This window comes from uncultured Tepidimonas sp., from assembly GCF_938045175.1.
In the GTDB taxonomy this organism is placed as follows: domain Bacteria; phylum Pseudomonadota; class Gammaproteobacteria; order Burkholderiales; family Burkholderiaceae_C; genus Tepidimonas.
On the sequence record NZ_CALIND010000080.1, the window covers coordinates 1 to 9,044 of the forward strand.

General features: G+C 62.9%; 7 protein-coding genes and 1 pseudogene. 4 read left to right on the plus strand and 4 right to left on the minus strand.

Annotated elements, in window-relative coordinates; genetic code table 11:
- From eno to Q0716_RS04100, 4 genes are all read right to left on the minus strand, one after another.
- A partial coding sequence (gene eno / locus Q0716_RS04085; protein WP_299019980.1) for a phosphopyruvate hydratase occupies positions 1-1,020 on the minus strand: 1,020 nt, incomplete at its 3' end.
- Positions 1,021-1,056: 36 nt separating this feature from the next.
- Complete coding sequence (locus Q0716_RS04090) at positions 1,057-1,347, minus strand: DUF1330 domain-containing protein (protein WP_068609089.1); 291 nt, start codon at positions 1,345-1,347, stop codon at positions 1,057-1,059.
- A 24-nt stretch (positions 1,348-1,371) separates the two neighbouring features.
- The gene (gene kdsA, locus Q0716_RS04095) at positions 1,372-2,229 is read right to left on the minus strand and encodes a 3-deoxy-8-phosphooctulonate synthase (RefSeq protein WP_299019990.1); all 858 of its coding nucleotides are present in this window, start codon (positions 2,227-2,229) and stop codon (positions 1,372-1,374) included.
- A complete protein-coding gene (locus tag Q0716_RS04100; protein ID WP_299019992.1) occupies positions 2,226-3,893 on the minus strand; it encodes a CTP synthase in 1,668 nt (555 codons plus the stop codon). The genes kdsA and Q0716_RS04100 overlap by 4 nt, the downstream gene beginning before the upstream one ends.
- Positions 3,894-4,024: 131 nt before the next feature.
- On the opposite strand from Q0716_RS04100, the gene coaBC reads away from it, so the two are divergent.
- From coaBC to Q0716_RS04120, 4 genes and pseudogenes are all read left to right on the plus strand, one after another.
- Positions 4,025-5,386 carry a bifunctional phosphopantothenoylcysteine decarboxylase/phosphopantothenate--cysteine ligase CoaBC gene (coaBC, locus tag Q0716_RS04105; RefSeq protein ID WP_299019994.1) on the plus strand — a complete coding sequence of 454 codons (1,362 nt, stop codon included), beginning with the start codon at positions 4,025-4,027 and terminating at the stop codon, positions 5,384-5,386.
- Positions 5,346-5,744 (plus strand): annotated as a pseudogene (locus tag Q0716_RS04110) (hypothetical protein); the annotation flags it as partial. The gene coaBC and the pseudogene Q0716_RS04110, both read left to right, overlap by 41 nt.
- 753 nt (positions 5,745-6,497) lie before the next feature.
- Positions 6,498-7,694 carry a DNA methyltransferase gene (locus Q0716_RS04115; RefSeq protein ID WP_299019996.1) on the plus strand — a complete coding sequence of 399 codons (1,197 nt, stop codon included), beginning with the start codon at positions 6,498-6,500 and terminating at the stop codon, positions 7,692-7,694.
- Between the two features lie 3 nt (positions 7,695-7,697).
- Entirely contained in the window at positions 7,698-8,591 is an 894-nt protein-coding gene (locus Q0716_RS04120; protein WP_299019998.1) for a Bpu10I family restriction endonuclease, read from the plus strand.
- The last annotated feature ends 453 nt before the right edge of the window (positions 8,592-9,044 follow it).

Here is a 9,044-nt window from a genome sequence, read left to right on the forward strand (position 1 = left end):
CAGGATCGAGTTGGCGATCCCTTTTTGGATGCCTTCTTTCAGAATCTTGGTGTTGGTGACGAACAGGTCGTCGCCAACCAACTGGACCCGGCGACCCAGGCGCTCGGTCAGCAGCGCCCAGCCGTCCCAGTCACCTTCGCCCATGCCGTCTTCGATGCTGATGATGGGGTACTTGTCGCACCAGGTGGCCAGGATGTTGGTCCACTCGGCGGCGCTGAGCACCAACCCTTCGCCCGAGAGGTGGTACGTCGTTTGGCCGTCTGGGCCGCTCTTGCAGAATTCGCTGGCAGCGCAGTCCAGGCCAAGCGCGATCTGCGCACCTGCGGTATAGCCAGCCTTGTCGATGGCTTCCAGGATGAGCTGGATGGCCGCCTCATGGTTGGCCACGCTGGGCGCAAACCCCCCTTCGTCGCCGACGGCGGTGCTCATGCCGCGGTCGTGAATGATCTTTTTGAGGGCGTGAAAGACCTCCGCGCCCCAGCGAATCGCCTCGCGGAAGCTGGGCGCCCCCACCGGCAGGATCATGAATTCCTGCAGGTCCAGGTTGTTGTTAGCGTGCGCGCCGCCGTTGATGACGTTCATCATCGGCACGGGCATTTGCACTGCCGAGCTGCCGCCGAAGTAGCGGTACAGCGGCAGGCCCGACTCTTCGGCCGCGGCACGTGCCACCGCCATCGACACGGCCAACATCGCGTTGGCCCCCAGGCGGCTTTTGTTTTCGGTGCCGTCGAGGTCGATCAGGGTTTTGTCCAAAAAGGCCTGTTCGCTCGCGTCCAGGCCGAGCACCGCTTCCGAGATTTCGGTGTTGATGTGCTCGACCGCCTTGAGCACGCCCTTGCCGCCGTAGCGGGTCGGGTCGCCGTCGCGCAGCTCGATCGCTTCGCGGCTGCCGGTGGAGGCACCGGACGGTACCGCCGCGCGGCCCATCACGCCGGACTCCAACAGCACGTCGCACTCGACGGTGGGGTTGCCGCGGCTGTCCAGAATCTCGCGGCCGACGATGTCAACGATTGCACTCATGGGTTGCCTTTGCTCGATGTGAAAAACCAGAAAACGTCAAATGCCCTCGACGCAGACCATGCGCATGATGGCGGCTCCGGCACGCGCCTCGCGCGCGCGCCGGTATTCGGGCGAGTCGTGAAACGCGCGCGCCGCCTCGAACGAGGGAAACCGCAGCACCACCGTGCGGCCGGGGCTCCAGTCGCCTTCCAGCACTTCGACGCGGCCGCCTCGCACCAGCACCTCGGCGCCGTGCACTTGAATCGCGGCCGTGGACCAGCGCTTGTATTCCTCGTACTGCTCGGGGTTGGTCACCGTGACCGAGGCGATGATATAGCCGCAAGGCATGTCGGGGCTCCGGATGATGGGGTCTCAAGCGTCGAAGGCGTTTTCCAGAAAACCCTGCCGTTTGGTGACCTGGTCGAGCGCGACCAAGGTCTCCAACAGGGCCCGCATGTGCTTCAGGGGCACGGCATTCGGCCCATCCGACAGCGCCTGCGCGGGGTTGGGGTGCGTCTCCATGAACAGGCCGGCGATGCCGACGGCCACCGCCGCCCGCGCCAGCACCGGCACGAACTCGCGCTGGCCGCCGCTGCTGGTGCCCTGGCCACCGGGCAGCTGCACCGAGTGCGTGGCGTCGAACACGACGGGCGCGCCCGTCTCGCGCATGATGGCCAGACTGCGCATGTCCGACACCAGGTTGTGATAACCGAAGCTCACGCCGCGCTCGCAGGCCAGAAAGCGGTCTTCGCTCAGACCCGCCTCGCGCGCGGCGGCGCGCGCCTTGTCGATGACGTTTTTCATGTCCTGGGGTGCCAGGAACTGCCCTTTTTTGATGTTGACCGGTTTGCCGCTTTGCGCCACGGCACGGATGAAGTCGGTCTGGCGGCACAGGAATGCCGGCGTCTGCAGCACATCCACCACCGCAGCCACCTCGGGCACCTCGGCCTCGGTGTGTACGTCGGTCAGGACCGGCACACCGACGTCGCGCCGCACGCGTGCCAGAATCTCCAGCCCGCGCTCCCGCCCCGGACCACGGTATGACTGGCCACTCGAGCGGTTGGCCTTGTCGTAGCTGCTCTTGAAGATGAAGGGGATGCCAAGCTCGGCCGTGATGGCCTTGAGCTCGCCGGCCACGTCCATCTGCAGCTGCTCGCTCTCGACCACGCAGGGCCCAGCGATCAGAAAAAAAGGCCGGTGCAGGCCGACCTCGAATCCGCACAGATTCATGCCGATGCGACCTCCGGGGTGGTTTGTGGCGCGCGCTGCTGCTGGTGCCGCAGCGCCGCCGCGATGTAGGCGTTGAACAGCGGATGCCCGTCCCAGGGGGTGGACTTGAATTCGGGGTGGAATTGCACCCCCATGAACCACGGGTGTACGTCCTGCGGCAGCTCCACGATTTCGGTGAGTTGCTCGCGCTGGGTGAGGGCCGAAATCACCAACCCCGCCTGACGCAGCCGGTCCAGGTATTGGGTGTTGGCCTCGTAGCGGTGGCGGTGCCGTTCGGTGACCACCGGGCCGTAGATTTGGTAGGCGAGTGTGCCCGGCAGCACGTCGGCGCTTTGCGCCCCCAGCCGCATGGTGCCGCCCAGGTCGGTGTTGGCGTCGCGCTTTTGCAGTGTGCCGTCGGCGTCGAGCCATTCGTCGATGAGCGCGATCACCGGGTGCGGGGTGTGCGGGTCGAACTCGGTGGAGTTGGCGCCCTCCAGTCCCGCCACATGGCGCGCAAACTCAATCGTCGCCACCTGCATCCCTAGGCAAATGCCCAGGTAGGGCACGCGCTGCTCGCGCGCGTAGCGCGCGGCGCGGATCTTGCCCTCCACACCGCGCTTGCCAAAGCCACCCGGCACCAGGATGGCGTCGAAGCCACCCAGGCGCTCGGCGACTTTGTCGTCGTCCAGCGTTTCCGAGTCGATATAGGTGATGGCCACGCGCACGTGGTTTTTCAGGCCGGCGTGGCGCAGCGCCTCGTTGAGCGACTTGTAGCTGTCGGACAGGTCCACATACTTGCCCACCATGGCGATGCGCACCTCGCCCTGCGGGTGCTCGACCTCGTAGACCAAGTCGTCCCAGCGCTTGAGGTTGGCCGGCGGGGTGTGCAGGCGCAGCTTGTCACAGATCAGGCCATCGAGCCCCTGCTCATGCAGCACGCGCGGCACTTTGTAGATGGTGTCCACGTCGGGCATAGAGATCACGCCCCACAGCGGCACGTTGGTAAAGAGGCTGATCTTTTCGCGCTCCTCGTCGGGGATGACGCGGTCGGCGCGACACAGCAGCGCGTCGGGCTGGATGCCGATCTCGCGCAGCTTTTGCACCGTGTGCTGCGTCGGCTTGGTCTTGAGCTCGCCCGCGGCGGCGATGTAGGGCACGTAGGTCAGGTGCACGAAGGCCGCGTTGTTGGGCCCCAAGCGCAGGCTCATCTGTCGCGCCGCTTCCAGAAACGGCAGCGACTCGATGTCGCCCACCGTGCCGCCGATTTCGGCGATCGCCACGTCCACCCCTTCGGCACCACGCTGGATGAAGGTCTGGATTTCGTTGGTGACGTGCGGAATGACCTGCACCGTCTTGCCCAGGTAGTCGCCGCGGCGCTCCTTCTCCAGCACGGACTTGTAGATCTGGCCCGTGGTGAAGTTGTTGCTGCGCTTCATGCGCGTGGTGATGAAGCGCTCGTAGTGACCCAGGTCGAGGTCGGTCTCGGCGCCGTCGTCGGTGACGAACACCTCGCCGTGTTGGAACGGGCTCATGGTGCCCGGGTCGACGTTGAGGTAGGGGTCGAGTTTGATGAGGGTGACGCGCAGGCCGCGCGACTCCAGCAGCGCAGCCAGCGACGCGGAGGCGATGCCCTTGCCCAGAGAGGACACCACGCCGCCAGTGACGAACACGTATTTGGTCATGACGTTGGGCGGGCCGATCCCGGCCCGTCTGTGGAAAGGCCGATTATAAAAGCCGCTGCGGTGCGGCCAGCCCCTCGTGAGCTTGCCGCGCATGGCCCGCGAGCAGGCTGTCAGCGGTATAGTGCGCTCGCATGAAAGAACTCGACGGCAAATCCATCGTCCTTGGTCTGTCTGGTGGCATCGCCTGCTACAAGTCGGCGGAGCTGTGCCGCCTGTTGGTGCGCGCGGGCGCCACGGTGCAGGTGGTCATGACCGAGGCGGCGGCTCAGTTCATCACGCCGGTGACGATGCAGGCCCTGAGCGGCCGGCCCGTCGTCACCACGCAGTGGGACTTGCGCGAGCCCAACGCCATGGCCCACATCAACCTGGGGCGCACGGCCGACGCCATCGTGGTGGCGCCCGCCAGCGCCGACCTGATTGCCCAACTGGCGCAGGGCCGCGCGGCCGAGATTTTGACCCTGCTGTGCCTGGCGCGGCCCATCGCGCGCGTGCCGCTGCTGCTGGCGCCGGCCATGAACCGCGAGATGTGGGCCCATCCGGCCACGCAACGTAACCTGGCGCAGGTGCAGGCCGACGGGGCCACCGTGCTGGGCGTGGGGCAGGGCGAGCAAGCGTGCGGCGAGGTGGGCGACGGCCGCATGCTGGAGCCCGAGGAGATTCTGGAGGACGTGGTGGCGTGCCTCAGCCCCCAGGTGCTGGCTGGGCAGCGCGTGCTCATCACCGCCGGGCCGACGTTCGAGGCCATCGACACCGTGCGCGGCATCACCAACCACAGCAGTGGCAAGATGGGCTTCGCGCTGGCGCGCGCCGCGCGCGAGGCGGGGGCCGACGTGACGCTGGTGGCCGGTCCGGTGCATTTGCGCACGCCACGCGGCGTGCACCGGGTGGACGTGCGGTCGGCGCAGCAGATGCTGGACGCGGTGCTGGCGCACGTGCACGAGGTCAACATCTTCATCGCCGCCGCAGCGGTGGCCGACTGGCGTCCGGCGCAGGCGGCCACGCACAAGCTCAAGAAAGACGGCAGCGGGCAGCCACCGGCACTGACGTTCGTGGAAAACCCCGACATCCTCGCTACCGTGGCAGCCTCACCCCGGGCGCAGCGTGGCGAGTTGTATTGCGTGGGTTTTGCTGCCGAAAGCCACGACGTGCTGGCCCATGCCCAGGCCAAGCGGGTACGCAAGGGCGTGCCGCTGCTGGTGGGCAATATCGGCCCCGCCACTTTTGGGCGCGACGACAATGCGTTGTGGCTGGTGGATGAGCGCGAGACGGTGGAGCTGCCACCCGCCAGCAAGATCGCGCTGGCGCGGCAGTTGGTGCGCGAGATCGCGCGCCGACTCGGCACCGACGCCGGCGCGGGAGATCTCGGCCCGCAGCAGGCCGTTGAAAAATCCCCCCTGCGCCCCTGTGGGGTGCTAAGATCTGGGCTATCCGCGAACCACCCGCACGAGGACGATGAGAGGCAGCCAAGACTTTCGGGGGACGATGTTCAGTGACATCAGTCTCGAAGAGCGAGTGCCTGCATCGCACCCCTTGCGCAAGCTGCGCGGCGTGGTCGATGCACTGCTGGCGACCATGAACCGCGAGTTCGAGGCGGTGTACGCCCGCCGGGGCCGGCCCTCGGTGCCGCCGGAGATGCTGCTCAAAGTGCCGCCCGCTCGCCAGCGACGAACCCACGAGAGCACCGCGGACGCCGATACCCGCCTGTTCAAGAAGAGCCCGGGCGACAAGGGCTACGACTGCAAGGCGTTCATTACGGGCTGCAGAAGGCTCAAGGTCACGCCGCACGTGGCCGCCAAGGACAAACACTCGGCCGTGGACGGCCGCATCAGGCGGCACGAGGGCTACCAGACCTGGCAGCATCGGTGGCTGGTGGGACGCGCATCATGCGTGAAACAGGAGGGTCAGTGCGCCCAAAATGGGCGAGATGGCCTGAAAACGGGCCTGGGAGACGACCGAAATCGCCGCGCAACTCCTTCTGAGCTGCCCCAAGCGTCGAAATCAGGGGGTGCGGCGTGTTTGATTGGAAGTTTTTCAACGGCCTGCTAACATGGCGGTCAAGCGGGCTGGCGAAAAGCTGCGCTTCGCTCCGCCTTTCGCCATCCGCATACCTCTACGTTAGAGCGCCGGTCCATCTCGCCTACAGCCAAGGTCTCAGGTCATGCCACCGTCCTCACTCCAAACCATTGTCGCAAGCCCTCGTTGCGTCGCGGGAGGCGTCTTACCCCTCGCTGCGCATGCCGGGCGTTCGACATCGCCGCGCGGGATGACCGGCACTCGATTGGACGAGGCTGAGCGGCCCGCGCGTCGGGTGCCTTCGGTTTCGGGCGGCAGGCTGAGGGGCTGTGCCTTCGGTCAGGGTGGCGGTGCTGGTCATGCCCCGCATCGCGGCCAAGGGCAGGCGTCGGGCCAGGGTGCTTGCGGCACTGCCCGCGGCAAGCGTTCACGCCCTAAAACTGCGCTCAAGCGGGGCTGGCTTCCAGCGGGCTTCGCCCGCTTCCAGCCAGCCCCTTAGCTACGACGTTAGGCGTCCTTAGTCTTGCCCTGTAGTCGCCAACGGCCATTGATGGGAAAATAGCGCCACGAACCCCGGCGAAATCCAGAATGATGCTTGCTGACCTCCAAAGTACGCGCCTTAATGTCGAAAACAAAACGAGGTCAAACCTCTTTAGCTGGCGAGGTCAGTTCACTCCGCAGTTCGTAGATTACCTGCTCGAAACCTACGCACGCCCCGGGCAAGTGGTCCTTGACCCGTTCTGCGGAAGTGGGACGGTTTTGCAGGAAGCCACCTCTCGTCGCCTAATGGCAGTGGGATTAGAAATCAACCCTGCTGCCTATGCGATGGCGAAGTTTTTTTCTCTATCAGCGTTGAGTGTCGGTGCCCGGAAAGCCATAGCGGGAGAGGCTAACGAATTGCTTTGCAACTCACTCATTCGTCTGCCGCAGGACACTCCACTTTTCACGGAATCGGAAGACTACCGGAATAGGGTTTCCAACCTTCTGCGCCTTGCAACCGAATTACTTGGCGGAACTGACGATAAGCAGACAAGACTTCTACTTCTCCTTTCCCTATTTCGGGCAGAGAGTTCAAAGAATGGGAGCTTGGCGTCAGTAGTCAGTCGCTCATTTCAATTCGTATTAGAGCAGCTCATTCAGCTCCCTCTCACGGAACGACCATCCGTCGCATTGCTCTCTGATGCGAGAAATGCCCATCTTCATCTTGATGAGGAGGCACATGTCATTATCACAAGCCCCCCGTACATCAACGTTTTTAACTATCACCAAAACTACCGTGCCATACTGGAGCTAATCGGTTTTGACATGCTCAAAGTAGCTCACAGCGAAATTGGTTCAAACCGAAAACACCGTGGAAATCGCTTTCTGACAGTAATTCAATACAGCCTGGATATTGAATTGGCAATCAAGAGTTTCGCTCGGGCGCTTGTTCCAAACGGCCTACTAATTATGGTGCTTGGGCGTGAGTCCAGGGTTCGTGGCGTTCCTTTCGGAAACTCAGATATTGTTGCATCTATCATCGAACGGAGCGGAGCGTTCGCAAAACCGAAGAGTCACGAGCGCGTGTTTACCAATCGCTATGGACAGTCCATCTATGAAGACATACTCGTCGCTCAACGCATAGGACTTCCGGACGAAAGCGAACAAGCGAGAGACATTGCAAATGCATCGCTATTAGCCGCACTGAAAAACCAAGCCGGCGACGTTCAAGCTGATATCGAAGAGGCTATTGACCTTCTTGATTCGGTCCGACCATCTCCTCTATTCAACAAAACCGCCCTAATCTGACAAATGGCAAAGACTCCGCACAAAGAAAAACTCACGGCCGCTATTGCTAATCCAAAGTGTGAAGACGACGATGTAGCGCTGTTAAAGGAGGCGCTTGAGGCTTACGAGGACTGGTCATCAAAGCTTTCTGGGCTCACCACCACAGGCAAGAGGCGTATCGAGGAAATGACCAGTCTCCTAAATTCCTACAAAGACTTTCTGGAAGTCGATCTCATTGCCAAGCGTGGCTCCGCGTTTATCAAGCGGCAAAAGGGTCAACTGAAACTCGACAACTCAGTCATCGAGGAATTCCTCGTACATCTAGCCACTGACAAGGTTCTCTCCGGTCTTCCTGATTTTCAACTCGAAGTCGGCCCACAAACGGCATTCATGTCGCTGGCCTTCACTCCCTCTAGCCTTAGCTCTCTTGGCGGTAAGCCCGCAGTCACCCTGAAGGAAAAGGACACGGACTTTGCTCTGGGCAAGGCGATCCATTATCAGTTCTCAACCGAGCCCACTTTCCCACCGAACCAAACACGCCAAGGGAAACTCGTCCTGGCCGTTCTCGCTGCTGAATGCAAGATCAACCTCGACAAGACAATGTTCCAAGAGGCTGCGGGAACTGCCGGAAGATTCAAACAAGGATGTCCGATGTCCCGCTACTATTTGCTGGTGGAATATTTGGACATGGAACCTGAAGATTGCCGCCTCACCGCTCTCGATAACGTCTTTCTGCTTCGTCACGCGAAACGTCTTCCATTCGAGAAGCGCAGCGTCTATGCGGAAGTAAAGCGCCAGCACGAAGAATTTCCAATCGATGCAGAAATCGTTTGGCGGTTTGTTAATGAGCTTCAAGGGTTTGTCGATGCCGTGTGGTACGACCCACAAAAGGCGTTACAACGCGGCTCCTTCATTTAGCCCCGGTACGCCCAACCCATCGGTCCACCGGACGCTGCCCGATAAAGCCGCGCAGCGCCGGTGACCTCAGACGTTAGAGCGCCGGTCCATCTCGCCTACAGCCAAGGCCTCAGGTCATGCCGCCGTTCTCACTCCGAGCCATCGTCGCAAGCCCTCGTTGCGTCGCGGGAGGCGTCTTACCCCTCGCTGCGCTTGCCGGGCGCTCGACATCGCCGCGCGGGATGAGCGATACTCGAATGGTAGAGGTTGAGCGGCCCGCGCGTCAGGTGCCTTCGGTTTCGGACGGCAGGTGGAGGGGCAGTGCCTGCGGTCAGGGTGGCGGTGCTGGTCATGCCCCGCATCGCGGCCAAGGGCAGGCGTTGGGCCAGGGTGCGAGCGGCAGTGCCCGCGGCAAGCGTCCACGCCCTAACACTGCGCTCAAGTGGGGCTGGCTTCCAGCGGGCTTCGCCCGCT

Bases quoted from the DNA above. Each gene is read 5' to 3' on its own strand.
- Q0716_RS04100 (WP_299019992.1), bottom strand. From the start codon at position 3,893: ATGACCAAATACGTGTTCGTCACTGGCGGCGTGGTGTCCTCTCTGGGC.
- Q0716_RS04090 (WP_068609089.1), bottom strand. From the start codon at position 1,347: ATGCCTTGCGGCTATATCATCGCCTCGGTCACGGTGACCAACCCCGAG.
- kdsA (WP_299019990.1), bottom strand. From the start codon at position 2,229: ATGAATCTGTGCGGATTCGAGGTCGGCCTGCACCGGCCTTTTTTTCTG.
- coaBC (WP_299019994.1), top strand. From the start codon at position 4,025: ATGAAAGAACTCGACGGCAAATCCATCGTCCTTGGTCTGTCTGGTGGC.
- Q0716_RS04120 (WP_299019998.1), top strand. From the start codon at position 7,698: ATGGCAAAGACTCCGCACAAAGAAAAACTCACGGCCGCTATTGCTAAT.
- Q0716_RS04115 (WP_299019996.1), top strand. From the start codon at position 6,498: ATGCTTGCTGACCTCCAAAGTACGCGCCTTAATGTCGAAAACAAAACG.